Raw genomic sequence first — 26,384 nt, 5'->3', positions numbered from 1 at the left:
TCTTCAACTGTTAGTCTAAGTGGACGCAACGACGCTATTCTTTCACGATCTGCTCGATCTTCACTCCCAGCGCCTCTGAAATGTACCAAAGCGTCGTGAGAGTCGGGTTCTTACGGCCATTCTCCAGATGGGAGAGATACGCCTGATCAACCCCAAGGTCGGCGTCCAGAGCTTCCAGCCTATCCACAAGCTGCCACTGCGACAGCCCCGCCGCGAGACGATAGCGGCGCACATTCCTGGCAACGATCTGCTGGATATCCATACAGCAGACCGAAACCGAACTTGCCAAACTGACCTATGGACAATAATCCATATTCGTACGCAAATCTTGTAACAGGGTACGCTGGAGGGTCAGGTGAGCAGCTTCTGGATCGTTTTCTTCGCTCAGATCACCATCATAAGCATCGTAATTGGCCTTTGGACTAAAAAATCTGGCCCATCGAACATCTTGGCGGGAGGAATCATGAGTTTCATCGCTGCCGGATTCATCATCTTCAATTACGGTGATTTGGCTCCAGAGGACAAAAACCACTGGCTCCTCACCCCGGTCAGGTTTGTCGCGCCGACAGGGCAGACGAAAGCTGCCACAGTCAGCAATCGGACCGAAAAGCAAGTTTCCTTCAAAGATGCCTACGGCGTTGCTCAGCGGACCTTCGAAACGAAGAGGTTGGAGTTTGCTCAGCAGTATGCAGCGGCTCCTAACGAGATCAAAAAATCGGCTGTTTGGAATGCCGCTAACCAATGGACGATCAACTACTCAAAGCAAGAGGGCCTAACGGCAACCAGATGGATCGGGCGCGTGGCCAAGATCGCCACAAACCAGGGTGGGGATTGGGCTGAGATTGAACTGGTCTCTAACTATGAAGGTATGAACATTACATACCATGCCACCGGGCTGAAATCAGGAACGCTGGTCTACAACAAGGTGGCCGAACTTAGTTCAGGCGACATTGTCGAGTTCGATGCAGGGTTCAGTGAATCGTCCACGAAGGGCTTCTCGGAGGGGTCTTGGACGGAAAGAGGCTCTCTGGAGCAGCCGGTGTTCGTAGTTAGTTTGACGGACATTAAGAAGTGGATGGCAAAGCCGAATTCTTGATCGGTACCATTAGCCGAACTCGGGTCGGAGCGGTTTGGCGAGAAAGTTAGTTCGGAAAAAATAGAGCGACGGCTGAGGTGGGGCGGGTCCAGAAATTGACGGCCAATGAAGTAGGTACGATCCTCAAGCCGTGCCGAATGCGCTGATGCTCTCCAGCTATGAGGATAGGATGACAGGAGTGAACGCGGCTTTCGCCTATTTCGGAGCAGCCGGTCGAAATCCTCGCTGGAGTTGGTCCGCTCGGAGCCCCGATGGGAAGACCGTAGTGGTGACGATGTGGAAGGACCTCATCACCTATGAGAATGGCACGGCGATCTACGATGGTGGCGACGTAATTATCTAGCGAACTGAGGAGGTCTACCAGGAAGCCGCAAGCGGATTCTTTCCAGACAGAGAGGTTGCCTCGTTTACCACATCGCGATCTCGCTCATCGTTCGCCATGAAAATAAATTCCGATGGAAGCAGCGCTCGCGCCAGATAACATGTCGATATCCGTGATGTGCTGTAGACTGTGGACTGAACATGAGCCTGCGTGACGCATTCTTACGCGACTTCAAAGTTGACTTACCCGTTGGGGATGGCGCTGGCACACGAACCGATCCAATCTCCATCCTAACGGGGGACCCGCACGGGGTCTCACGGGCAGCGGAGATCACATTATCTCTACTCCAGAAGGGTGGGGGCTATGCCCAAGGAAGCGAAATCTTCTGGCGCATCCTCGCTCGCGAACTTCACGAAGAAGCAGGAAAGGTGCTCTTTCGTCTGGGGCTTCAGAGGGTCGCCCTCACGCCGACAGAAGTCGTCGGTGAGAAGGTCAGCTACTTCTTCTCCACTCCTCAGCATCTGCTAGACGCTGTTCCAACCCCCTACGTGATCCATATCGATCCAAGTCTCGCGCTGGCCTTTCCGTTCAAGATTGCTGGACTGGACTATTCCGCGTTCAGGGATTTCGAACGTGAGCAGTCCGGCCTTGGGTATTGCGTCGGGTACTCTGGGCCAAGGGTCGAGGCGACGCTCTATGTTTATAAAGCAGATATCGCTGCACCTCCGGAGATGGTGGCCAGACGGGAATTGGACAGCACTCTGCGGCAACTTCATGGGAGCCATCAGGGTGTGCGGCCCTACTCGGATACGTCCTTTGGAGCGCACGCTCTCGGAGTTGAATTGAATCTGGGCGATCACAGGCGCGGGCTCGTGATGATCGATTCTGTTGGACCCAAGCTATTCAAGTGGCGAGTCACATGGCTGAACGACGAACGTCGTACAATCGTCGAGGAATTTGTCAGGCAGTCACGCCAACTGCTGCCACGGGACCAGGGCGAGCCTCAGATGCACTGATCGCAGTCACACTCAGGCGAGGAGCCGGAGTGGGCGGGAAAGTTAGTTCGCCAGAAACTGACGGCCCACTGCGACAGCCCCGCTGCGCCGACGATGGTCATCGAACCTTCGCCAGCATCTGCCCCCGCACATCCTTCCCGTCCACCTGCTTTTCGGCCATCAGGAACAGACCCTTGCCGCCGCTGGCCTTCTCCCATAGCGTCCCGATGGCGCGTTTCTCGTCGGTGTCGGCGGCATCAGTCAGGTGCGCGCCCTTGTATTCGACCGCGAGGATGCGGCCATCGGTCAGTTCCGCCACAAAGTCGGGGTAGAACTTCCCTGATGCCGTCGGCAGCCAGAACGCGCCGGGGTGACGGGGCACGTTCCTGACCCAGTGTTTGACCTCGGGCAGGCTGTCCAGCATCTTGGCGCAGTTCAGTTCCTCGCCGTCGTCAGCGCCGTCGAAGGCTGCGACCTGATCCCAGCCGGTGAAGTGCTTGGAGAACCGATAGGAACCGCGATAGGTGCGGACACCGGCGAACATGTCGCCCGTGAACACGAAGCCGTTGTCGAAGGAGATTTCGGGCTTGGCCTCCGGGGCAAACAGCGAGCGTTGATAGACGCCCTCGCGTTCGTTGGCCCGGATGTCGGCGATACGCTCCTTGACCTTGCGGGCCAGCGGATACTTGCACTGCATCAGCGCCGACAACGGGATGTTGCGCGGGCCGGTGAGGTAGTTCACCAACTCGGTCAGCCAGCGTACCAGTTCCCCCTGTCCGATGAACTTGTCGCGCACCTGCCGGTCGAGAAACAGCACCAGCGTCTGATCGCTCCACCCCTCAACCGAGATGTCGAGCAGGAGTTGGGCGCTCTGGTCGGCGTGCTTCACGAACAGCCGTTGTTGGTCGATGTCGATCTCGAATGTGTCCGCCGTGGCCTGTATGGCGAAGTCCTTGGCCTCCAGCTTCGGCGAATGGTCGGTGAGCGACCAGTCGTGATATTCCATGAGGATGTCGGTGTCGGCGAGTTCAAGCTCGCCCTGCACCCACGCCATCAGCGCCGGGACGGTGAAGGTCTCGCCCCGCTCGGCAGGCGAGGCTTGGTGCAGATGCTCGGCCTCGTAGCTGGCGACCTGTTCGGAGAAGCCGTCTGCTTCCGTCTCCGGTAGTGCTGCGATCAGCTTCTCTTTCTCAGCAGGGCTGAGGAAGCCGGTGATCTTGACCACGGCCTTGCCGTCGTCCCCGATTGTCACCCGGACCTTGGACGGCGCGGCAGCTTCCAGTTCCTTCACGGCAGCGGGGTCGGCGTCAAGCGACACGGTGACACTCGACTGCGGTCGGCGAGCATGGCCGAACAGCCCTTCGGTCAGGTCAAGCTGCTCGGGCAGGATGTTGTCCTCAGCCTCGCCTTCCTCGAAGCCCATGGCGACGAGCCGGTCTTTCAGCGCGTGCGCGGCCTCCGAAAACGACTTCGATGTCAGGTTGGCATAGGCGCGGTTGAGCGACGGGATCGACCGCTTCTTCGCATAGGGCATGCGCAGCACCCGCCCCAGTAGCTGCTCGGCATCGGTGGCGCTGTGGATGTTGGCGACCGAGCAGAAGACATAGGCGAAGGAGCAGTCCCAGCCCTCTTTCAGCGCCTCCACGGTGATGATGAAATCAATCGGGCAGTCGGGGTCGAACAGGTTGATGCCGTCGAGGTCGCGCTGGTCGCCGGTGGCAACGGCGATGCGGTGCTCCTCGATACCCTCCACGTCGATCAGGTGCTGCCTGAGCACGGCGACGGTGACTTCCTCGTCCTTGTTCTGGGCTTGGAATAGGACTATGGGGCGGATGTAATCACGCTCCCGACCCGCGTCCTCGGCAAGCTCGGCCCGCTTCGAGATCGCGCCGGTCACGGCAGCCTGCCATGTCTGATGCTCGGCGAGCATGACCGGCAGCTTGATCATTTCCTCGTCTTTGAGTTCCTGAGCCGAGACCGAATGCAGAATGTTGGAGTTGGCGCGCGGGGTCGCAGTGAACTCGATGATCGCGGTCGGGTTCACGCGGTTCTGCATATCCCGAGACAGCCCGGTGACGGCCTTGTGCGCCTCGTCAACGATCATCAGCGGGCGGTGCAGGTGCATCAGGTTGGCAAACGAGAACTTGATCGTGCCCGCACCCTTGCCGTCTTCTATGGTCTCCAGCCCCGGCATCTTGTCAGGTACGCCGGTGAAGTGCGGCTCCAGCATTTCATGGTGGGCATAGACCTTACGGCCATCGGTGTCCTTCACGCGCAGCGTCTGGATCGTGCCGACCACGACACAGCAGTTCGAGTGCAGGTCATGCGGCAGGAGTTGGGTGAAGTCGCCGATGTCGAACACCCGCACCCGACCGGAAAACGCTTCGTCCAGGGCGGCACGATACGGGTGCCGGGGGTTCTTGAGCGCGTCCACCGTCTGTTTGCGAATGGTGGTCGTCGGCACCAGCCACAGCACCAGCGGGAAGTCGCGTTCGATCCACGTCTCCTTGGCGATGTTAACGGAATGAGCAGCGAGTACCGTCTTACCGCCACCGGTCGGCAGCCGCAGGCAGGCATAGGGCGTCTCATCCAGACCGTTCAGGGCCTTGTAGGAGCCTGCGAAGCCTTTGAGGCGTCTCGCCATCTCGGGTTCAGCAACAATGGCCCCATAGGCCGCGCTGGGGCCTTCCACGCGGGCCTTGGTGAGGAACCGCCGCAGCGTGTCGAGTGTCTGCGATTGATAGGTCTTGAGTTCCATCACGCCCGAGCCTTCACGTCATAGGGGGTCTGCTTGAAGGTGATCTGCTCGCGCAGCAGAGACGCATCGGACAGGGCCGAGCGTTCTCCGTACACGGTAACGGGACCGGCAAAGTCCTCGGGCAGCGCGCTACGGATCACGGCGAGTGTCTTCTTCGTCAGTACATTGCCGCCGCTGGCCGACTTGTCGCCCAGAATGCCGTTGTAGAGCAAGGCATAGGCGCAGCCATCATGGACGCCGAGCACCGGCGACAGCGGATCGGGCTTGGACCATGGCGACCGGACTTCCGAAAACCACACATGAGCGGCGAGTACGGGAAACTCGATGTCGGGACGTATCTGCCCGGTCTCGTCGAACACCGATGCGCCGAGCCGGAAATAGCGGAAGCCACCGCCGCCCTTCCAGTTCACGGCCCCGGAAATGCCACCCTGTTCGCCGTCCACGACCTTCTTGAGGCGCGGCTGGCAGTGGGTTACGGCATGGTCGCCCATCTCGATGCCGATGTATCGACGGCCCATCTTGTGGGCGACTGCCGCCGTGGTGCCGGAGCCCAGGAAACTGTCCAATACGAGTTCGCCGGGTTTGCTGGCGATGTGGATGATCCGCTGCATCAGGCGTTCGGGTTTGGGAGTGCCGAACGGGCTTTCGTCGCTGAACAGGTCAAGGATTTCTCGCTTGGATGCCTCCGTGGTGCCGACTTCTTCCGCCAACCAAAGGGACATCGGCACCAGTCCGGCCTCTTCGCCCATGTATTGCTTGATACGGGGCTTGCCGCTGCCACCTTTCGGGAAATAGACCCTGCCTTCCGCAAGATACTGAAGAAACACGGGCTCGGTCGCTCCCCAGCAGCGTCCGCGTGGCGGCTCATGCCGAGTGCAGTTGGGTGATGTGATTATATACATCTGATTGGGGCGATACCCTTGGGCCGAGAAAGGGATCGAGCGCCACGGACCTCGCGGGTCATTGTCGATGTTGGAATAACCCTTGTCGTTGGGAGGCAGCGGGTTCCGAACAGATTTCCATTCTTGGGCCGACATCTTGCCATAGATCAAGAGCGCGTCGTGCGATGATCCTATAGCCGCCCGGTTCTCTCTTGACGTGCGCTTCTGCCAAATGATCTCAGCCAGAAAGTTCCGCCGCCCAAACACCTCATCCATCACGACCTTGAGGTAATGCCCCTCATTGTCGTCGATGCTGACCCAGATGCTGCCGTCTTCGGCCAGCAATTCGCGCAGCAATTCCAGCCGGGGCCAGATCATCGCCAGCCATTGGCTGTGTTCCAGATTGTCGTCGTAATGCTCGAAGGCCGACCGGGTATTGTAGGGTGGGTCGATGTAGATGCACTTGACCTGCCCAGCGTAGAACGGCAGCAGCGCCTTCAAGGCATCGAGATTGTCGCCCTGGATGAGCATGTTGCCGGTATCGCGGTCGCCGTAGCCGAGGCCGGGGACTTCCTCCAGTAGGCGATAGGGCACGCTCCCGGCAGCCCTGATGTCGTCGTCCCTCGTTAACCATTTCAGTATCGGCATTCCGTACCCAGCGCCCCAGACCCTCAATGGCTGGAAGCAGTACCTGATTTGGCGCGGGGATCAAAGTTTGACGTTGCTCTCAGAGCCATCACCGGCGAGGTCCGAGACTGGCGTCAAGGTGATGTCGATGGACTTCACCTTCTCGACTACGGGATGACAGTCCGGTCGAGCACTGCCCAGCGGATTTTGGGAGCCTCTCGCGATGCAGCTACGGAGGCTGGCGCAAGTAGCTGAACCAGCCGAGAGAAAATGTCCCTGCCGTTCTTGGTTCGCTCAGGCTTGCGCTTGGCCTTCGACTTCACCCACTCGGGGCGGCTGTCCCGGCCATAACGATCCGTATCAGTCCGAAGGCAGGACACCGTGGCCCTCCCGATCCAGTCGGCCAAGGCAAAAGCGGCTTTCTGCCCACAGCGGTAATCTCGACCGTCGCAGCCTGACGCATCTGGCCCCTCTTGGGGTATCGATCTCATGTAACAGAATACGATTTCAGGCAATCTCAATCGGTTGGGGCAGCCTCAAGGAAGCTTCAGCGCTCTTCCTCAACAAGCCGGGCAACGGTTATCGTCGCCCTCTGCGCCACTCTGAAGGCGGCACGAAGGTCCCGTCCCACAGTCCCGCACGGGCTCGCCGAGCGGTTAGTTCGTCCGGGACATACTCTTGGCTGTACTCACGATAGGCGATGGCCCACCCGGCGCGAACCATCCACTGGTTCATGTCCTGGCCTCTGGCGCGACAGACTGCAACGACCCGGCCATATCTGTCGGTGTCGCGCGGCTCGCAGGAGACCGTTGCCCGGCCAATCCAGTCAGCCAATGCAAAAGCGGCTTGCTGGCCGCAGCGATAATTCCGCTCCCTCGCGTCCTGGCAAATTTGACCACTTTCAGGCGCATCGATCCCGTGCAGGCGGATGCGGGTCCCGGCGATCTCGATAGTGTCTCCGTCGATGACGCTCGCCTGACCGGCAATCGGTTGGGCCTGGGCCGAAAGGGAAGCGAGAAGGAAGCTGAAGAAAACAAAGAACCGCAACTGCTGGCACCTGCCTTACGCAAAGGAAGGTAGAGATAGCAGCGACCAGCGGACGCGCCCAGATGATCAAGGACGGCAGGCCAAAAATTATTTGACAGATTTCGGATCGGTGGGAGCGTGAGGTATCCGCAACTGCAACGGAGATGCTTTTGGTCCCGTCATTTCAACCCCGTCCATTCAGGTACCATCGGCCCATCAGCGGATGGATTACAAACAAACTGGTTGCGTGCGATGAAGTCGTCAACGGCACACTGCGCCGCTACATTTCCGCTTCAAAGCTGCGCGCTCAAACGATGGCCCTGGTCCTCAGTGAACTTGATCTCAAGTGCCCTGACGTTCTCGCGTCCCGTCTTCGTCCTCTGAATAACGAAGTCAGATTTCCCGAACCCCTCGTTAACATCAGCTACACAATCCTGCACCGCCGAGTTCGTGACATCGTTCGGTGCCTTTATCCAACCGCCCCTGGAATGGTCGGAACGCTTGGAAAGCTTGGAAACGAGCCTCTCTCTGAGGAGACCTGCCGCCTGCTGGTCGAGTTGCACACGCGTCCTGAGCACCGCTCACGCGTTCGAGCATTGATGCACTATAGCCGCCCAATCACCGCTAAGCACATCGAGATCGCACACCGTCTCGATTCCGTCCTTGTCCACTCTAACATCCTGGACCGCATTTACAGCGTGGATCAGGTTGAGAGTGCGAACGCCGCCCTTACGCTGATCCGTAGAGTAGTCTCGACGGCCTCCGATCAAGCTATTCGCCAGTCAGTTGAAAATCTCCAGCCGAAGACGGACCTTGCAACATTCTTCACTCGCTGGGTGAGTAAGATGGATCGGCCTCCGGCTGTGCCGCCAATTCCGAAAGATGATCCTGATTTTGCGGTGCTGACGACGGGTGAGGCAATGATCGCACTCGGGCGGCGCTATCAAAATTGTGCCGCCCAGCAACTGCCGCCGCTCATCGCAACTGGATCACGAGCGTACATCGAGTGGCTCCATGATCCTGGAGCAATTGCGGACTGTCGTCGAACGACGGACGGACGGTTCATCCTCGTTGATATCCATGTGCATGGGAACGGACGGCCCAGTGCAGCACTCTGTGCCACGGTCCGACGTAAGCTCGCAGCACGGGGAATTCCGGCTCTTTCCCCTGGCGACGGCTGCCCTCGTGTGCGCGACGTTCTTCATCTGCTCGGAATCTGGGACACGGTCGGCGATCTGGGTTTCGAGCACGAAGCCAACATGGAGGAGGGGCTGGCTGCCGTGGAAACGGAGCTTGCGGAGCCAGCCCAAGCAGCATGACACTGTCTTAGATTGGCCCAGTAGCGCCGTGTTGAGGGGGCCGCATGCTTCAAGCCACCCTCATTGCCCTGCTGAACCTCGCAAATGGCTCGCGCCAGCATTCGGTCCCAGGCTATCCAGCACCATTGGCGGGCGACTACTTCTTTCTCGGACGCCACTTCATTGCAGTCTTGGCTACACAGCCCTCCGGGCAGCTACCTGCTCCCGCCTCCTCGTGCCCCAGGTGCCGCATCAATTTTGCGACGACTGCACCTGCGCTGGCTGTGCCGAGGTCATGCGGGCCGTATAGAGCACCGAGTTCTCGTTGAAGCAGCGGATCGATGCCGGAAAGGGCAGGCAGCCCGGCTTCAGTCGCCTTCAGCGCGGCCTCTCGCCCTTCTGCCGACCAGATAATCTCCTCCATCCGCAAGAAGGTCGGGTCGTCGTTCGTGAGACCCTCTGTGGAGTGCAGGGGAAGCCCTGAAGACTCGATCAGGTCGATGATCGGTTGTCCTCCCTTGTCACGCCGATCAACGGCGTTCTGGTAGAGTTGCCGTCTTTTGTCAGGTGTCATGCGTTGAAGGTCTTCAAGGCTATAGATTGTCATGTGCTCCCCCAGCAATGTTCCTGCGTCCATTTCTGCATATGTCGGCGATGTACGTCTCTCTCGTTCAATTGCCTAAATACCGGATGACCCATCATACAGCCCCGCACATCGTTGATTGCATCGGCCTCAACCGACAGACCCTTGCCCGTCCTGGACAGTTCGAACACGCCCTTAGCGAGAGGCGAGAATGGTGCGAGGAGCACTGCACCGAAGCCTATGTGATCGAGCCGATTGGACCTGACCCAGAGCGATTGATTGGTCGCCGGTTTCGATTCCGAAGCCTCACCGATGCGGCCCTTTTCAAGGTGTGGTTTCCAACGCGGCTTTGAAACCGAGCGCTGACGCATTTAGGCCGTTACATAGCAAGTGGGTAGGGGGCGGTATTATCCTGAAAGTTGCTTTCTTCGAGAGGAGACGATCACAACAGTATGGGCATGGGATCGATACTGGAGACGAGGTCAGCCACGGCAGGGTTCCGGATTACAGCCGGACGCTTCCTGCGAGCGGGGATCGTCAGCTTCCTGGACTGGTAGCGGGCCTGACGAGGGCCGCACCGAGTGATGATCTCAGGTCGGACTGCTGAATAAACGGCGTCCCACAAGTCGGCAGAACTGATGTGGTGCAACGTGGTCGGCCAGCGAGCATTCAGCGCAGAGAAGAACTCGGCCTCGGTGACAGCATCGAGCGCCAATACGCCACGGACCCGGCCATCCTGGGAATGGGAAAGCCATACGTGAAGTTCAACGGAGTTCCACCACCGGTCAACTCTTCGACGATAGTCGATCAAGTTTCGGATTTGGGTGCGCCAGCCCCAGAAGTTAGCCAGTGAGGGCGAAAAGACCTCGAACTCAATGGCGAATAGCTGGCGAGGCTCGGTGGCGAGGATACGGCGGGCAAGTCTATTCGAATACCGGCGTGAGCAGGGTACGCAGTCGATTTGGGCGCAGCGGTTCTGTGAGCAACACTTCCTCATATGAGGATTTATCATCAGGACACAGAAAGCTAACGCGAACGAGCGACCCTGAAACTAACTTTGGATCGACGGCTGAACAGCATCTTCGCCGACATCAGGAGCGGTGAGACAGTCCCGCATGACCAAGGTTCTCCGGGAACTCCGAGCATGTCTTCAGGCCGTTCCACAGATGTTGTCCCATTTAGCAGGTTGGGAAGTTCCACCGGCCTGTCCCAAAAATGCCTGCGATCCGAGTACACGTCACAAGCCAAGATCAGCGGTAACCGCGTTCGTGAACAAACTGCCTTCGCGAATGTATTTCCTGAGCACTTCCATGTTCTTATGCCGGGTCGTGGCAGCGATCCTGCGCTCTTCCACACCGCTCTTGGCTGCCTGGGTCGCGAAGCCAGCGCGCAGGCTATGGCCCGAGTACTCGCCATCAAGACCCGCCTGACCAGTCCACTTCTTGACGATCAGCGCCACGCTCTGATCCGACATTCGGGCCTTGACGTTGCCATGCCGATCAATGGCTCGGAACACGCGACCTCCGCTGATGCCCGCACGCTCCAGGTAGGCTTCCAGATTGGCGACCGGGCAGAGATTAGTGCCGGTGCGCTCGATGGCGATCACCTGACCTTCGCCGAACTGGTCGCCCTTTGAACGTGTGATGACGAGCCGGATTCCCTCTGACGAGAATGTCAGGTCCGTGACTTCGAGAGCGACAAGCTCGGAGCGACGGAGAGCCCCGGCCATTCCGATCAGGATCAGAGCCCGATCTCGTTGGTCCGCCAGGGTCTCAGACGAGCCATCGAGGGCACGCTTGAGCAGCGGGGTGGTCAATGCTGTGACCTGACGCTGCCGGACTGTCTTGGTGCGACGCAGCCCATCCATCACGAGTGCAATCTCGCGGCAGCGCGTATCGAAGGGATGGTCAGCCATTCGATGAGCCGCCGCAATCGAGGACAGGCGACGATTGAGAGTTGCCATCGAATACCGGTCTTTGTGCGCGGTCATGTAGAGCGCAACAGTCCGGGGCAGCGCAGGGAGTGCCTGAAGGCCCGTGTTCCTGCACCAGGACGAGAAATGTGACCAGTCGTTCTGGTAAGCGCGTACGGTATTCGCCGAGCGAGCCCGAGAAGCAATTTCGGAAGCCTCTTGTTCGAGTTCGATCAGGTCGGGCGAGGGGAGGTGATCAGGCGCAATAACGAGGTCGTTCATCGGCTTCTCATTAGTGATAGTCTACATTATCATTAGTTAGGATTTTGGCCAGAAACCGCTCGGTCTTAACAGGTGGCATGTGAGCGTAGTTAACAGCGTTTTAGATTCGTTGTTGAGGTGCACGGCTTTGTAATTGAATCATTTAGGTCCGTGCGAAGTAGCCATCCGATAAAACGCGATAGCGGGCACTGGTGGATGTAACCGGCGATCTCTGACGGCTTCAAAGTGCTGTCATTGCGTGCTTACAAACCCTGACCGTCGCTTTTCTGACTGCGATCTCGCGCGGGACCATCTCATAACTGAGACTTCAGACCCAGCGCATCGCCCATGCATCGAGTTCGCCCGAGCCCTCGTGCAGCTTTTTCGCCTCGACATATTCCGGTGAGTTCCAGACGGAGTGGAATACCCTCGGCTTTTGTCTGATTTGACCGAGTACTAAGATTTAGTAGCTAACCTTCGTCGAGATCGAGCCATCAAAATGCTTGCCGCTAAGCCCCCAATGCTTATCCAACTTCCTCCCGCAGTGCGCGCCATATACGCAGCAGTCGCAGAGCTAGAGGCGGCATATCCTGGTCGGAAATTTACGCCAGATGGCCACTTAGTGGGCTCTATAGGTGAGGTGATTGCAGCCGAAACCTTCGGTCTTGAGTTGTTTCCGATGTCTGAGCGCGGTCACGATGCTCGTGACCAGGAAGGTCGGCTCGTTCAGGTGAAACTCACGGGTGGTCGGAGCGTATCACTGTACTACACCTGCGAGCGACTAATTGTTCTAAGGATGGTGAGCACAGCGGAGGCGGAAGTCGTGTATGACGGACCGGGTGAACCAGTTTGGAATGCTTGTGGTCCGATGCAGAAGAACGGACAGCGGCCTATCAGCATCACGAAATTAAGGTCCCTGAGCGCCACCCTGGCCTCCAAAACCATGAGACCCCAAGATGCGGCATGAACCTGACTCGCTGTCGGCCTACAGACTGCGGCGCGGTATGTTTGGCTGCAAGCTTTCTGGGGCTTCAACCCAGAGGATGAGGGTTAAATTGCCTTCACTCGGGAGGGGCCATCACGCCGCGCAAAGGAAAAGTTCCGCGCGCTTGCCCGTTGCTCACCTCACGCCACACGGCATATCAACCGCCGAGGCTCTAATCGCCGCTGGATGAAAGTTCAGCGGCAGGTCATCTGCTCCAAATTCCTACCTGATCAGGTTCAGATTACGCCGATTTCCTTGAACACAGCCAATACCTCTGGTTTCAGAGTGTACCTGACGCTTCCGCCGGATCGGTCCTTTGAGATCAACACGCTTGATTGGTCCTCCCCCGGCTTCATGAACTTCTTGAAGCAGCCATAACGGTCGTAGACCAAGTGTCCGATAACCAGACTAAGGCCCCCTTTGCCATAGGCTTTCCGAGCGTCCTCATAGGACCCACCCGGATTAGCGGCCATCCAGCGTATGATCTGCTCTTCCTCCGGGCTTGGAAGGCGGGCCTTTGTGAAGGCATGCCCAATAGCGGCATAAAGGTCGAGGTCTTTGACCTGTTCGGCCATAGCCTCAAAGGAGTCGGCCTGCTCTTGAGAGAACTCGATAGGACGGGATTTCAATTCCGCGTCGCACGCCGCCACGAGGGTGGTCAGCCCGATCTTCTCGGCACGTTCGCGCAACGCCTTCACGTCGTTGGTCGCCTGTTTGGACAGGCGGGCGATAGCTGCGGCTATGTGCTTTTCGGCTGTATGCTTGTCAGAATTGGTGCCCATCTGCCGTCCGGGTGCTGTACTATGGCAATGTAGGATTGCTCAGGTGGGACCAGTGAACAAGCCGCTTTTGGGCCTGACTGATCCAGCCGTCAGACGGATGATCAAGATCGTCAAGAGGCGAGGCTACCACTCGGAAGGAGCTAAACGAGGTTCTCCCTCCTGATGAATTCTCGCCAGAGAAGATTGAGGAGGTGGTGAGGCAAAGCACCGAATGGGCGTCCCCATTGTCGAAGGGTAAGAGACACAGGTGGCACGTTTAAACTGAAAACGTCCGTGCGCGTGTGACCAAACACTCAAAGCTGAGACGCAGGGATTTCAACGGTTTGCCCGTCCTCTGAGGCCAGATAGGCGCTCCAAACTCCCAGAGGCATGTGGCTTGCAATGGCATCACACCATGACTGGGGAAGCCTGATCGGGAAGACGTGCGGCCTGTCCTGATTGAAGTACACTTCTTGCTCGAAGTATTGACCAGCCGATGCATTCTCTGCTTTCAAGGGATGGGCTCAGATTGGTGCTGTAGCGTGGGTTCTCCGATAGCTGGTTCAGGACAATCCGCAGAATCTCGGGATGCTTGGCAAGCACAGGTGCCGGTAGCGTACATTCGTGAGGCCCAAACGATATCTCGACACCAGTCAAGATGCGTGTCTTGGCCCCGCAAGTAGGTTGCCAGCAAGGCATCAACGCGGTTCGGACGGCGACCGTGGCATCGCTGCTGGCCGGAATGCCGAACTGGAAGCGGCTGCGGAAGACCACGTCCAAAAATTCATTCATCGGCAGAACTTGATGCCAGCGGTCCCGAAGACTAGGCGGGGTCGCATCCTGATATGATGGGATAAGAGCTAAAAACCCTCCCTTTAGGCTCCCGCCGATGCTTACGGCAGGAAGGTCAAAAGTGATTGGAAAATCAGATTGGCGAAAGAGCCAAACGCCGCGAACGCCAGACTCTCTATATCTCTGTTGTCGCCGTGAGGTTTCGGAATTCGTCTGTTTGGACCACTGAACTTCGATGGCAACCTTGTATTTCCCCTTTCGCGCGAGAACATCAGCCCTCCATGGCTCGCCAGAAGGAGTGATTTCCATGGCTTCAGTTTCAGCCACCCAGCCGTGGTTACGCGCTGCCATGACAGCCAACCACTTCAGGTGACGATGTTCTTCTGTTTCAGAGGTGGATTTGCATCCCCCGCGAGCGATGTGCGCAAAGAACTGGGTTTTGAGGCTCGACCGCTTTAAAGCTACCAGTGCTGAGCAGCACGGCATCCTGAGATGGCGTGCCTTTTTATTCTCACGCTCTAGGGCCTGCCACTCGTCTTCGGATAGGTCGAAAGAGTGGATGCTCCGTCCAGTGGGGTCGAGACATCGCAGCGGCATCGTTGGTTCCGATCTCCTCCTCCGAACATTACTGCATCACCTTGGCGGCGCAATAAGCTCTCCCTATTCACATCAGGACGGTTGTGCGGAACCGTGGTCCTGGGCGTCCTCAATCCTTCCCACCTCTGATCCTGAGCTTCCGCATCATCGGCGGGAGGTCCGGGGGAGGGCGGCTGGTCGCCACCAGATCGGTGAAGCGAGCCTTGCACTCGGGATCATACGCATTCGGAGATCGCTCCCACGGAAGTGACTTCCTCGGGCAGTCGAAGGCGATCTTGCTGCGTCAACGGAATAGTCCGGCGTGTGCCATCCCTCAAAATATCCCTCAAAAATTTGAGGGGAGTATCCTAAGTGCGTAGAAATAACCGAGGTTTCTTCATGAGCCTAACTTCTTCTAAGCAGTAGGTCGCAGGTTCGAGCCCTGCCGGGGTCGCCAAGGACTTCAATAACTTAGCGCCATTTTCAGAGCGTCATTCAGACAAGCGGGCATCTGCTATTCAGATAAATCGCCCCGATTTGTTCGCACGGAACGCCCTTTTTGGTGGCGTCGATGGTCTGCTTTTGTGTCCGTTTGACGTAGGTCGGCAGGTCTTCGACGTCTTATGACGGGAGATCGCGCGGAATCGGTCAGGTCGGCGTCACCCATCTCGGTCATGCCCCCGTGACGGAAGGAGGTCAGGCTCAATTCGTCACGCAGGCCGGCGAGGCGGATTAGACGCTTGGCTTCGTGCGCCATGTAGGAAAGATCGCCCGCTTGCGTCACCCAGGGAATCGGAAGACCAGCGGTTCCGTCGTCCCAGTCCCGCACGAGCATCAAGCCCGAGATCCGGCCACTCTTGATCAGATCGAGCCGCACCATGAGTTCCGGATAGAGTGGAACCTTCGCTCGGCCTCCGTGCGGAAGCGCAGCACGGCGATGACCTTCCCCTGGCGCTCAAGGGACTGGTCGGCTGGCGTCACGCCCTCGGCGACGTCGATCCGGCGCAAGATCACGCGCTAAAGGGGAAATTCAGTTGGCAGTTTTCGCCGGATTTTAACGGGGCAGGGATTGAGGGGCCGATCCGACCCGCTCAGCGGAGATCCGGATGCGGGCCGATGGATCCTTTCGCTTCGTCTGACCCGGCTCGAGAAAGACCCGAATGGACCAGATCTCGTTGGCTTTGAGAGGCGGTTGGGGTCCATCAGCTTGTCGCGGGTCCATGGTGCTGTGGTTCGGCAGTTCGGCGATAGTGTCTCGCATTACAGTGCCCCCGAAACGAAGCCCCCGCAGGGAAGCTCGACCGTGCAGCCAGTAGGAAAACTTGGTTTAGCCTAAGCTCTGTAATCTTCGGCAGCCTCCCCGGGGGAAACCGGACCTCGGTTTCCCTTCATCAATTCCATACTTGGACCCAAAGCGGACAGCGACGCTTTCGGTTAGCTGCCCATGGCGATCGCCCTGGCGGGACGGACCCATCCGGGGTGGAGAAATGCGGTTCGCTACCTATTTCGGAAGAGCGGTGGGAAAAAAGGCCGGAGTACTGGCTTCACAGCGAAAGGAACACGCAATGGCCAAGAATACGATTTGCCTCTGGTACGATAAGGACGCCGAGGCTGCCGCCCACTTCTATTCCGAGACCTTTCCTGACAGCGCGGTGGGTGCCGCGTACCGTGCACCCAGTGACTACCCGGCCGGCAAAGAGGGCGACGTGTTGACGGTCGAATTCACAGTCGTGGGCGTTCCTTGTATCGGCCTCAACGGAGGTTCCGCGTTCAAACATAACGAAGCCTTCTCGTTCCAAATCGCCACCGACGATCAGGAAGAGACCGACCGCTACTGGAATGCCATAGTCGGCAACGGCGGCCAGGAGAGCGCGTGCGGCTGGTGCAAAGACAAGTGGGGAGTGTCCTGGCAAATCACGCCGCGCGCGCTGACGGAGGCGCTGGCGGCAGGCGGCGATCAAGCCAAACGCGCGTTTGACACGATGATGGACATGAAGAAGATCGACATCGCCGCGATCGAGGCGGCGAGGCGCGGTTGATGCTCCATCGCGTATGGCGGCAAATTGCTGCCAGCAGATGCCCGCTCCTGACCCATTTCAGACATCAAGTGTCTAGCCGCAAGGCGCCATGTCAGCCGAACTGATCAATAGAAGCGTTTCGGATGTTCGGCGATCTCATGCAGACGTGGCTACGCCCACCACGGTTGATCTCGGTGACGACACACATCCGCCAGCATCAAGCGAAACGCTTGGCGCCGGCGACACAAACGACAACGAGCCCCGTCGCCGCGATCATCGTCCAGGCGACCGGCTCGTGCAGCAGCAGGGCCGCGAGCGCCAGGCCGAAGAAGGGCTGGAGCAGTTGCAGCTGCCCGACGCCCGCTATGCCTCCGAGCGCGAGGCCGCGATACCAGAAGACGAAGCCGACCAACATGCTGAAGATCGACACATAGGCGAGGCCAAGCCAGGCAGGACCGCTGATAACGTCCCAGGATTCCGGCATCGTTATCAGTGCGACCATCGCCATCGTCGGTAGCGCCAGAAGGAGAGCCCATGAGATGACCTGCCAGCCGCCGAGCCTTCGCGAGAGCGATGCCCCTTCGGCATAGCCGAGGCCGCACAGCAGGATGGCGGCTACCATCAGCAGATCGCCCATGAGCGAACCCGCGCCGCTGTTGAAAAGGGCAAAGCCCGCGACCGTCGCACCGCCGAGCCCCGAGAACAGCCAGAACACCGGCTTCGGCCTCTCGCCGCCGCGCAGCACGCCGAAGAGGGCGGTCGCGAGCGGCAGGAGGCCGATGAAGACAATGGAATGCGCCGAGGTGATGTGCTGGAGCGCAAGCGCCGTCAGCAGCGGGAAGCCGACCACAACGCCGAGCGCGACCACGGCAAGCGAGCCGAGATCGCCGCGCGCGGGTCTCACTTGCCGAAGCAGAACGAGGAAGGCTGCTCCAAGAAGCGCGGCGATGGCCGCGCGGGCCGAGGTCAGAAACAGGGGCGAGAAGTCGCCGACGGCGACCCGCGTCGCCGGCAAGGAGCCGCTGAAGATGATGACACCCAAGAGGCCGCTGCCCCATCCGTCCGTTGTTCGATCCATGATGCCTAGCTTTCGGAAAGCAGCATCGTAGGAAACCGGGGCTGGTGCGGACAGGGACAGTGCCATACAATTCAACAAAACTGTATGCATATGATAAGCCATACAATCGTCGGAGGACGAATGAAGGGCGGGGACAATACACGCACCGGCGAGGTAATGGCGGCGATCCGTCTGAAGGTGTCGAGCCGTGCACTCGTCTCCGGCGATCGGTTGCCTTCGATCCGGAGCTTCGCCGCGACCATGGGCGTGTCGCCGTCCACGGTCGTCGAGGCCTATGATCGTCTTGCCGCCGAGGGCCTGATCCGCGCCCGGCGCGGTTCTGGCTTCTACGTCGCCGGCAGCGGCTTGCCGCCGATGACGCTTAGCGAGGCGGGGCCGCCGCGCGACCGGGCGGTCGATCCTTTCTGGGTGTCGCGGCAGTCGCTCGACGCCGATCCCAAAGTCATGAAGCCCGGCTGCGGCTGGCTGCCGGCGGACTGGATGCCGAATTCCGCTCTTCGCCGCGCGTTGCGGACACTCGCGCGGGGGGAGGATGCGGTGCTCGCCCATTACGGCAGCACGCGCGGCTCGCCGACCCTACGCCGGTTGCTGCTCGGACGGTTTGCTAAAGAGGGCCTCGAGGCTTCGCCCGAACAGCTCATGCTGACGGGTTCGGGGACGCAGGCAATCGACCTGATCTGCCGCTTCATGCTGAGGCCCGGCGACGCGGTGCTGGTCGATGACCCATGCTATTTCAATTTTCAGGCGCTGCTTCGGGCGCACCAGGTCAGAATCGTCAGCGTGCCCTACACGCCGACCGGTCCCGATATGGCAGCCTTCGAGACGGTGCTGACCGCTGAGCGACCGCGCCTCTACATCACCAACTCCGCGCTTCATAATCCGACCGGTGCCACCCTCTCGCCGCAGACCGCGTACCGGCTCTTGAGCGCAGCCTCGGCCCACGACCTTACGATCGTCGAGGACGACATCTTTGCCGATTTCGAGCCGGAGCCGTCCCCACGTCTCGCCGTTCTCGATGGGCTCGACCGCGTCATTCGGATTGGCAGCTTTTCGAAGACGCTCTCCGCCTCGATCCGCTGCGGCTACATCGCCGCGCGAAAAGACTGGATGGAGGGTCTGGTCGACCTCCAGGTCGCGACCAGCTTCGGCGGACCGAGCCCGGTTGCGACAGAGCTGATTGCCAGTGTTCTTGCAGGTGGCAGCTACCGCAAACACATGGAGGAAATACGCGGGCGTCTCGCCCGGGCCAGACGCGAGGTGGCTATCCGGCTGGAGTCCCTTGGCATCCGGCCGTGGCTCATGCCGCGCGGCGGCTTCTATCTCTGGTGTCGTCTCCCGGAGGGGCAGGATTCTGCCGTGCTTGCCCGCATGGCCGTGGAGGAGAAGGTCGTTCTGGCTCCGGGCAACGTGTTCAGCGTCTCGCGGGCGGCCACGGCCTTCCTGCGCTTCAACGTCGCGCAGTCGGGCGACTCGCGGGTCTTTCCAGTCCTTAGGGGGGCAATGGCGGCTGCGAAAAAATAAGAAGTGGTGCGTCGCTTCGTGACGAGCTGGGGTCGAGGAAAAGGCTTTCGACCGCCCGTCGCGGAGCATCATTTCATAGCGCCGCGTTCCGCGACCGCGAAACTCAACTGTCCATCCCGAGGCATGGATCCTGCCTTGCACCTCTTCGGGTATTCCGGCGGACAACCGCCTTCGCGGCTTCGCTTGACGCGCTGCTGTTCATCTTTGTCTCCATCAACTGGCTTGGGATTGTCCGTGGCTCCGAGCCATCGACTGCAATCGATCGAAGAGATCCGGTCTGAGCGAGGAGGCCGTTTCGCGGACGATGAACCGGCCGGATCCGATAGCCTGTCAGACGCCGGCCCCTCAGCGAGAGTTTCAATCAGGAGGTGCTCTCTTGTTGGAGGACCAATGTTCTCTCGTTGCCAACTGGTACGCACCTTGGATTGCGCAACGGCCTCGCATCCCTTTCGGCGCGTTGATGCTATTGGGGACCGGAGCCGATAACCCCAAGGAGTCAGGCATCTGACCGTTTTTATCAAGCGGGTGTCCCCTACAATCAAGCAGGCCGTCACGAAAAGCGTGTAGAACGCAATCATGTGGCTGGTCCGGCCTTGGCCGCGAGGAGGGGGTTTGCCCTCCTCGCCGAACACGGGAGCATCACGGATATGAAAGCGACGTCGCTTGCCCTTTCCTTGATCACCGCCGGCCTCCTGACAATCTCCGTGGCCAAGGCCCAACAGGTGACCGGCACGCCAGGCTCACCCGGCGCAACAACGACCATCGACGGCAAACAGTTGCCGCCGCCAGATCCCCCGTTCGGCGGGGTGATCGAGGAGAGAGCCTCGGAGTCGAAGCCGTGGTGGGCGCCGCGCATCGTGCCGCCCAAGGGCGCGCCCAACGTGTTGCTCATCATGACCGACGATGTCGGCTTCGGCGCGCCGGGCACGTTTGGCGGCGTCGTTCCGACACCGGCTCTGGATCGCATCGCGCAGAACGGGCTGCGCTACACGAACTTTCATTCGACCTCGCTATGCTCGCCGACGCGGGCGGCCCTGATCACGGGTCGCAATCACCACGTCGCCGGGTTTGGAGTCGTGGACGAAATCGCGACGGGGTTCCCGGGCTACGACTCGATCATTTTGAAAGCGAACAGCACCATAGGCACAATTTTGAAGGAGAACGGATACGCGACCTCGTGGTTTGGCAAGGATCACAATACACCCTCCTATCAGGCCACCCAGGCAGGGCCGTTCGACCAGTGGCCGATCGGTATGGGCTTCGAGTATTTCTACGGGTTCGTCGGCGGCGATGCCAGCCAGTGGCAACCGAACCTGTTCCGCAACACGACGGCCATCTATCCCTTCCAGGGCAATCCCGGCTGGAACCTGACGACAGCCATGGCCGACGAGGCCATCCAATACATGAGACAATTGAAGGAGATCGCGCCCGAAAAACCGTTCTTTGTCTATTACGTCCCCGGGGGCACCCACGCGCCGCATCATCCGACGGCGGAATGGGTCAAGAAGATCAGCGACATGCATCTCTTCGACGGCGGGTGGAACAAACTCCGTGAGACGATCTTCGCCAATCAGAAGCGGCTCGGCATTATGCCTGAAAGTGCCAAGCTGACGCCCTGGCCGAAGGAGTTGCCGAATTGGGATTCCCTCAGTTGGGACGAGAAGAAGCTCTTCATCAAGCAGGCCGATGTCTATGGGGCTTATCTCGCCTATACCGATCAGCAGATCGGCCGCGTGATCCAGGCCGTTGAAGACCTGGGCGAGCTCAACAACACCTTGATCATCTATATCAGCGGCGACAACGGCGCGAGCGCGGAAGGCATGATCAACGGCACGCCGAACGAATTCACGACCTTCAATGGCGTGTCCGTGCCCGTCAGAGATCAGTTTCTCTGGTACGAGTTCTGGGGATCGGAACGGACCTACCCGCACTTCGCAGCGCCTTGGGCGTGGGCGTTGGACACGCCCTTCAAATGGATGAAACAAGTGGCGTCGCACTTTGGCGGGACCGCCCAGGGCGTGGCCATGTCCTGGCCCGGCCACATCAATGACGTGGGCGGCGTCCGCCGTCAGTTTCACCACATCATCGACATCGCCCCGACAATCCTTGAAGCGAGCGGCATTCCGCAGCCCCAGATGAGTAACGGCATCGAGCAGCGTCCGATGGACGGTGTGAGCATGACGTATACGTGGGATAAGGCCAACGCCGTTGCCCCGTCTCGGCGCACAACGCAATATTTTGAGATGCTCGGCAATCGCGCCATCTATCACGATGGATGGGTGGCGGCGACGACGCCGGCAACCCTTCCCTGGGAGTTAAGCACGGCGACCCCTCCGGATGTGATCACCGGCTACAATTGGGAGCTTTACAACGTTCAGACGGATCCCACCGAGTCCGATGATTTGGCTACAAGGATGCCGGGGAAGCTGAAGGAGATGCAGGATCTGTTCTATGCCGAGGCGCAGAAGAACAACGTCCTGCCGCTCGACAATTCGTCGCTTGCACGCTGGAACACGCCGCGCCCGAGCCTGACGGCAGGACGCAATGTCTTCACCTACTCGGGCGGACTGAGCGGCGTGCCGGCCAGCGGCGCGCCGGACATTCTCAACAAGTCCTACACCATCACGGCCGAAGTCGAGATCCCAGAGGGCGGCGCAGAAGGCATGATCGTCACCCAGGGCGGGCGCTTCGGCGGCTACGGCCTGTTCCTGAGCAAGGGTGAGTTCGGCGTCGGCCGGGGCAAGGTCGTGTTTCTCTACAACCTCCTCGACCTCAAGCGTACGATCTGGGAAGGGCCGGAGATGGAAGCCGGCAAGCACATGATCGTCTTCGACTTCAAGTCGGACGGTCCGGGCTTGGGTAAGGGGGGCACGGGCGTGCTGTCTGTGGACGGCAAGGAAGTGGTCAGGAATTCCATGGAGCACGCCACGCCGATCACGTTCCCGGAGGATGAAACCTTCGACATCGGCCAGGACACCCGCACCGGGCTCGCGCTGGTGGAATATCGCTACGATGTTCCGTTCAAGTTTACCGGCAAGATCGACAAGTTGACCTTCAAGCTCGAACCGGAACAGGGCGCGACCGTGAAGCCCTAACCGCCTCGAGCCATTGCCGACAGGGTCGCCAGCGCGAGGGGCCGAGTTGAAGCGGGCAATGAAAAAGGTGCTGATTTTCGCCGCTGTCGCCGAAGCCGCGACCGGCTTGGCGTTGCTGGTTGTTCCCGCGCTCGTTGGGAGGTTGTTGCTCGGTGAGGAACTGACCGGAGTCGCCATGCCGGTTGCGCGCGTGACCGGCATTGCCCTGATAGGGTTGGGGGCCGCCTGCTGGCCGGGCCCGCCACTGGCCGGCATGTTGATCTACAGTGCGGTTGTCGCTCTGTATCTCGCCTATATAGGCTTTGCAGGCGGATTGACCGGCGTCTTTCTGTGGCCAGCGGTCGCTTTGCATGCGACCCTGGCAGTCCTTCTTGGACATATTTGGCTGGTTGGCGCCAGTCGGCCGGCCAATGGCGGCGACGGCATCCGATAGCAGCGACGCGCGGGCTTTGTTGCAATTTAGTTTTTCAAACGACCGCTTTTGGCACGAGGCTAAAGTAACGCCGTAGTCTGCTCGTAGGGCATGAGCGGACGTTTGTGAGGGCAGAGCATTTCGGCGTCCGCCCCTGAAGGAGGTCAAGCGCGCTTGGCCTCATCGTCAAGTTAATTAGATGCTGAGTTCGAATGTTGGTGCCTTTTCGCCTGGCAGTCCAGAAATTACATTCGTGGGGTGTTCCGACCGACAATCGCGGTTGGTCGTAATGGGACTGCCTTCATTGCACGGAAGCAGCCTGGAGAAGCAAACCCAGTTGGTACCTTGTGGCCACCGATGACAAGATGATCCCCGTCGGCGCGCAGCGCATGATGGCCAAGCGCGCTGGCGCAAAAACCGTCGACCAGCCGGGCAGCCACGCCATTTATGTTTCCCAGCCTGCGGCGGTCGCGAAGCTCATCAAGCAGGCGGCCGCAGGCGTAGGCGCCGATTGACGAGATCGCCAAACGGCCCCGAAAATCCAGGCGCCAACCGAGTCGGCGTTGGTCAGATCATGCCGTCTGCTCGCTCCATCGGAATGGTTGCGGAGGAAGGATCGGAACTGTGCGGCGACCCGCGGCATCCGCGCAAAAGTGTCGATTGCGGATTGGGCCGCCCTCGTTGTGAGGTCCCGCGCGAGGCAATCACCCCAAGCCTCCAAAATGGTCTCAATGTATCGGCGGTAGAGTGCTCGGGTGCTTGGCGCCGTGCGGTCTGCCCAGTCTGGATGACTTTGGTAATCGGCCAACAGTGCCCTGAACGTGTTCTTGTTGTATGCGGCCTGCTCCACTTCGGCTTTGGCTGTGTTGTCGACGCACGCCAGAATTCCTCGATTCTGCTCGGGTAGGATACTGTCACGACACCGCTTGTCTCAGGCGGGGAGCTGCCCTTCTGCGAGCACCCAACTGCGGAAGATTGCAACTTCTGGGCGCGTCAGGCTGGCTTCCGGCGTGATGATCACGTAGGGCTGGCGAACCGGCAATGAGATCCCGAAGGGATCGATCAGGCGGCCGCTTGCGAGTTCCTGTGCCACCAGAAAGTCCGGGACCAGCGCGAACCCAGCCCCGGAAAGACAGGCCTCGATCGCGAGATAGGTGAGATTGAAGGTGAGGCCGGGGCGTAGTTCGAGATGCCCGAATCCCGCGGCCGCGAACCAGGCTTCCCAGCCTTCATCGTGCCAGCCGGGTTCTGCGAAATCGACCTTTATCATGGGTCTCGACAAAAGGTCCGCTGGCGTCGGCGCCGGAGGCAGCGCCGCAACAAGTTGAGGCGCCGCTACAACCACTTGTCTTCCACCGATCAGCAGGTCCTGTCGCATGCCCGGAACGGTGCCTCGGCCGTGATAGATGGCAACGTCGGGGTCGGGTTCGTTCGCGTTCCATCGGTGGGGCAGGGCAAAAACCGCAACCGAAATATCGGGATGGGTTGCCCGAAAGCGTCCCAGCCGTGGCGCGAGCCATTTGGTGGCGAGGGAGAACTGGCAACGCACGGTCACGGCAGTGCCGTGGAGTGGCGATCGGGCGGCGACGCTTGCCGCTGTGATCTGATCGAAGATCGACGCAATCCGGGTGGCGAAGACTCGACCCGTCTCGGTCAGGACGACGCCGTTGGCGCGGCGCTCGAACAGAGGACCGTCAACCCAGGCTTCGAGCTGTTTCATGTGGTGGCTCACCGCTCCCGGTGTCACGCCCAGCTCAGCCCCGGCCCGGGCAAAACTCAGATGCCGGGCGGCGGCTTCGAATGCCCGTAAGGCGGGCAGCGGAGGGAGGTGACGGGCCATGAGGTAGACTCAATCTGATTGCGGGTAAGCGGGAAAATTATTGGTTTGCACGAATGAGCAACGCAACGTCATCTTGCCGTCATGAACCACAAGTGAGCAAATTTATGTCTCGGGCCCATGCAATCGCCGCCGCCACCGCCTATGCGACTGACGGTCGGTTCCTCGCCGACCTCACTCGTCGCGTCGCCATTCCGACGGAAAGCCAGAATCCCGCACGCGGTCCCGACTGCCACCGATATCTGTCGGAGATCAGCGATGACTTATCGCTCCTCGGTTTTACTGGTTCGGTCATCCCGAACTCTGACCCGGCCGGCGGCCCGCTTCTTATCGCCAGGCGTCACGAAGGCGACGATCTGCCGACGCTGCTGGTCTATGGTCATGGCGATGTGGTGGCCGGCATGGAAGGCGCCTGGGAGAATGGCCGGGACCCATGGCAGGTCAGCGTCGAAGGCGATCGCATCTATGGCCGAGGCACGGCGGACAACAAGGGCCAGCACACCATTGTCATGCTGGCGCTCGAGGCCGTCTTGGCCACGCGCGGCCACCTCGGGTTCAACACGGTCGCCCTTATCGAGACCTCCGAGGAGGTTGGTTCGCCAGGCTTACGAGAAGTGTGTGTGACGCATCAGGCCGATCTCAAGGCGGACTGGCTTATTGCGTCGGACGGCCCGCGTCTTTCGCCCGACCGACCCACTCTCGACGGCGGTACGCGCGGCACGGTTGATTTCGATCTCATCTGCGATCTCCGCGCCGGGGCTCACCACTCGGGCAACTGGGGCGGCCTGATTGCCAATCCGGCCGTTATTCTCGCAAATGCCATCGCGAGCCTGATCTCCGAGACCGGGCGCATCGGGGTGCGAAAGATCCTTCCCCGTGCCGTCCCGCCGAGTGTCAGCGCGGCTCTCACCAAGATCGTGATCGAGACGGGCGCCGAGGGGCCCGAGCTTGATCCTTGGTGGGGCGAGCCCGGTCTTACGCCATCCGAGCGCGTCTTCGGCTGGACTGCGCTCGAGGTCCTGGCGATGACGGCGGGGACACCGCAACTTCCGATCAACGCGATCCCGCCGCGAGCATCCGCCCGGCTCCAAATCCGTTACACGGTCGATACCGATCCCAACACCTTCATGCCCGCGATCCGTGAATATCTTGACGAGAACGGATTTGCGAATGTCCAGGTTGTGCCAAAGGCTGTTGAATCGGATTGGGGGGCAACGCGCCTCGATCCCGATCACCCGTTGATGCAATGGGCCGCGGCATCGGTGACGAACACGACGGGAGTGACGCCGACAATCCTGCCGAATGCCGGCGGTTCGCTGCCCAACGACTGCTTTGCCGATCTCCTCGGGATCCCAACGATCTGGGTCCCCCATTCTTACTCGGGATGCTCACAGCACGCGCCGAACGAGCATCTGTTGCGGCCGCTCGTTTCTGAGGGCCTCGCGATCATGACAGGATTGTTCTGGGACCTTGGGACAGAGGCTCGGCCGGAAACCAGACTCGCTTGAACGCAAATTCAAAAAACGCGAATTCAAAAAACGTGGAGGGAA

The 26,384-nt window shown here is 59.8% G+C and carries 22 protein-coding genes and 1 pseudogene; 11 read left to right on the top strand and 12 right to left on the bottom strand.

The features are described 5' to 3' along the window. Positions 1-34: 34 nt before the first annotated feature. Positions 35-262, bottom strand: coding sequence for a helix-turn-helix domain-containing protein (locus I2H38_RS14675; RefSeq protein ID WP_196272608.1), 228 nt, complete (start codon positions 260-262; stop codon positions 35-37). Between the two features lie 93 nt (positions 263-355). Between I2H38_RS14675 and I2H38_RS14670 the strand changes: the two genes are divergently transcribed. The 3 genes from I2H38_RS14670 to I2H38_RS14660 all read left to right on the top strand — a co-directional run bounded on the left by I2H38_RS14670 (position 356) and on the right by I2H38_RS14660 (position 2,434). Next, complete coding sequence (locus I2H38_RS14670) at positions 356-1,096, top strand: hypothetical protein (protein WP_196272607.1); 741 nt, start codon at positions 356-358, stop codon at positions 1,094-1,096. A 169-nt stretch (positions 1,097-1,265) separates the two neighbouring features. Continuing rightward, entirely contained in the window at positions 1,266-1,439 is a 174-nt protein-coding gene (locus I2H38_RS14665; RefSeq protein WP_196272606.1) for a hypothetical protein, read from the top strand. Positions 1,440-1,618: 179 nt separating this feature from the next. After that, positions 1,619-2,434 carry a hypothetical protein gene (locus I2H38_RS14660; protein ID WP_196272605.1) on the top strand — a complete coding sequence of 272 codons (816 nt, stop codon included), beginning with the start codon at positions 1,619-1,621 and terminating at the stop codon, positions 2,432-2,434. Between the two features lie 97 nt (positions 2,435-2,531). Here I2H38_RS14660 and I2H38_RS14655 read toward each other — a convergent pair whose 3' ends face one another. The 3 genes from I2H38_RS14655 to I2H38_RS14645 all read right to left on the bottom strand — a co-directional run bounded on the left by I2H38_RS14655 (position 2,532) and on the right by I2H38_RS14645 (position 7,726). Continuing rightward, complete coding sequence (locus I2H38_RS14655) at positions 2,532-5,171, bottom strand: DEAD/DEAH box helicase (protein WP_196272604.1); 2,640 nt, start codon at positions 5,169-5,171, stop codon at positions 2,532-2,534. Further along, on the bottom strand, positions 5,171-6,700 hold the full coding sequence (locus tag I2H38_RS14650; protein WP_196272603.1) for a site-specific DNA-methyltransferase: 1,530 nt from the start codon (positions 6,698-6,700) through the stop codon (positions 5,171-5,173). The genes I2H38_RS14655 and I2H38_RS14650 overlap by 1 nt, the downstream gene beginning before the upstream one ends. 558 nt (positions 6,701-7,258) lie before the next feature. After that, positions 7,259-7,726 carry a thermonuclease family protein gene (locus I2H38_RS14645; RefSeq protein WP_196272602.1) on the bottom strand — a complete coding sequence of 156 codons (468 nt, stop codon included), beginning with the start codon at positions 7,724-7,726 and terminating at the stop codon, positions 7,259-7,261. A 578-nt stretch (positions 7,727-8,304) separates the two neighbouring features. Here I2H38_RS14645 and I2H38_RS14640 point away from each other — a divergent pair. Next, positions 8,305-9,024 carry a hypothetical protein gene (locus I2H38_RS14640; RefSeq protein ID WP_196272601.1) on the top strand — a complete coding sequence of 240 codons (720 nt, stop codon included), beginning with the start codon at positions 8,305-8,307 and terminating at the stop codon, positions 9,022-9,024. 136 nt (positions 9,025-9,160) lie between these two features. Here I2H38_RS14640 and I2H38_RS14635 read toward each other — a convergent pair whose 3' ends face one another. Beyond that, positions 9,161-9,610 (bottom strand): hypothetical protein, encoded by a 450-nt coding sequence (locus I2H38_RS14635; RefSeq protein ID WP_196272600.1) that lies wholly within the window; start codon positions 9,608-9,610, stop codon positions 9,161-9,163. 1,213 nt (positions 9,611-10,823) lie between these two features. Next, a complete protein-coding gene (locus I2H38_RS14630) occupies positions 10,824-11,780 on the bottom strand; it encodes a site-specific integrase (RefSeq protein WP_196272599.1) in 957 nt (318 codons plus the stop codon). A gap of 478 nt (positions 11,781-12,258) precedes the next feature. Here I2H38_RS14630 and I2H38_RS21520 point away from each other — a divergent pair, with 478 nt between their 5' ends. Continuing rightward, on the top strand, positions 12,259-12,726 hold the full coding sequence (locus I2H38_RS21520) for a DUF6998 domain-containing protein (protein WP_407664078.1): 468 nt from the start codon (positions 12,259-12,261) through the stop codon (positions 12,724-12,726). Positions 12,727-12,980: 254 nt separating this feature from the next. On the opposite strand, the gene I2H38_RS14625 is transcribed toward I2H38_RS21520, so the two are convergent. The 4 genes from I2H38_RS14625 to I2H38_RS14610 form a co-directional block, all read right to left on the bottom strand. Then, the gene (locus I2H38_RS14625) at positions 12,981-13,526 is read right to left on the bottom strand and encodes a hypothetical protein (RefSeq protein WP_196272598.1); all 546 of its coding nucleotides are present in this window, start codon (positions 13,524-13,526) and stop codon (positions 12,981-12,983) included. Between the two features lie 387 nt (positions 13,527-13,913). Continuing rightward, positions 13,914-14,783 carry a competence protein CoiA family protein gene (locus I2H38_RS14620; RefSeq protein WP_229426728.1) on the bottom strand — a complete coding sequence of 290 codons (870 nt, stop codon included), beginning with the start codon at positions 14,781-14,783 and terminating at the stop codon, positions 13,914-13,916. Between the two features lie 604 nt (positions 14,784-15,387). Further along, on the bottom strand, positions 15,388-15,753 hold the full coding sequence (locus I2H38_RS14615) for a hypothetical protein (protein WP_196272596.1): 366 nt from the start codon (positions 15,751-15,753) through the stop codon (positions 15,388-15,390). Continuing rightward, complete coding sequence (locus I2H38_RS14610) at positions 15,735-15,881, bottom strand: hypothetical protein (RefSeq protein ID WP_196272595.1); 147 nt, start codon at positions 15,879-15,881, stop codon at positions 15,735-15,737. The genes I2H38_RS14615 and I2H38_RS14610 overlap by 19 nt, the downstream gene beginning before the upstream one ends. Positions 15,882-16,438: 557 nt before the next feature. Here I2H38_RS14610 and I2H38_RS14605 point away from each other — a divergent pair. Beyond that, a complete protein-coding gene (locus I2H38_RS14605; RefSeq protein ID WP_196272594.1) occupies positions 16,439-16,912 on the top strand; it encodes a VOC family protein in 474 nt (157 codons plus the stop codon). Positions 16,913-17,108: 196 nt separating this feature from the next. Here the strand turns inward: I2H38_RS14605 and I2H38_RS14600 are convergent, their stop codons facing one another. Further along, positions 17,109-17,969: a DMT family transporter gene (locus I2H38_RS14600; protein ID WP_196272593.1), complete on the bottom strand. Its 861-nt coding sequence runs from the start codon at positions 17,967-17,969 to the stop codon at positions 17,109-17,111. Positions 17,970-18,089: 120 nt separating this feature from the next. On the opposite strand from I2H38_RS14600, the gene I2H38_RS14595 reads away from it, so the two are divergent. The 4 genes and pseudogenes from I2H38_RS14595 to I2H38_RS14580 form a co-directional block, all read left to right on the top strand. After that, complete coding sequence (locus I2H38_RS14595) at positions 18,090-19,490, top strand: aminotransferase-like domain-containing protein (protein ID WP_210324817.1); 1,401 nt, start codon at positions 18,090-18,092, stop codon at positions 19,488-19,490. Between the two features lie 647 nt (positions 19,491-20,137). Continuing rightward, positions 20,138-22,585, top strand: coding sequence for an arylsulfatase (locus I2H38_RS14590; protein WP_196272592.1), 2,448 nt, complete (start codon positions 20,138-20,140; stop codon positions 22,583-22,585). 58 nt (positions 22,586-22,643) lie between these two features. After that, entirely contained in the window at positions 22,644-23,018 is a 375-nt protein-coding gene (locus tag I2H38_RS14585; protein ID WP_196272591.1) for a hypothetical protein, read from the top strand. A gap of 296 nt (positions 23,019-23,314) precedes the next feature. Further along, a pseudogene (locus I2H38_RS14580) lies at positions 23,315-23,512 on the top strand (alpha/beta fold hydrolase); the annotation flags it as partial. A gap of 416 nt (positions 23,513-23,928) precedes the next feature. Here the strand turns inward: I2H38_RS14580 and I2H38_RS14575 are convergent. Continuing rightward, entirely contained in the window at positions 23,929-24,837 is a 909-nt protein-coding gene (locus I2H38_RS14575) for a LysR substrate-binding domain-containing protein (RefSeq protein ID WP_196272590.1), read from the bottom strand. 104 nt (positions 24,838-24,941) lie between these two features. Between I2H38_RS14575 and I2H38_RS14570 the strand changes: the two genes are divergently transcribed. Then, complete coding sequence (locus tag I2H38_RS14570) at positions 24,942-26,342, top strand: M20 family metallopeptidase (RefSeq protein WP_196272589.1); 1,401 nt, start codon at positions 24,942-24,944, stop codon at positions 26,340-26,342. Positions 26,343-26,384 lie beyond the last annotated feature (42 nt).

Source organism: Microvirga alba (assembly GCF_015694465.1).
Lineage (GTDB): Bacteria > Pseudomonadota > Alphaproteobacteria > Rhizobiales > Beijerinckiaceae > Microvirga > Microvirga alba.
Note: the sequence above shows the minus strand (reverse complement) of the source record. Positions and strands in the feature narration are given on the sequence as shown.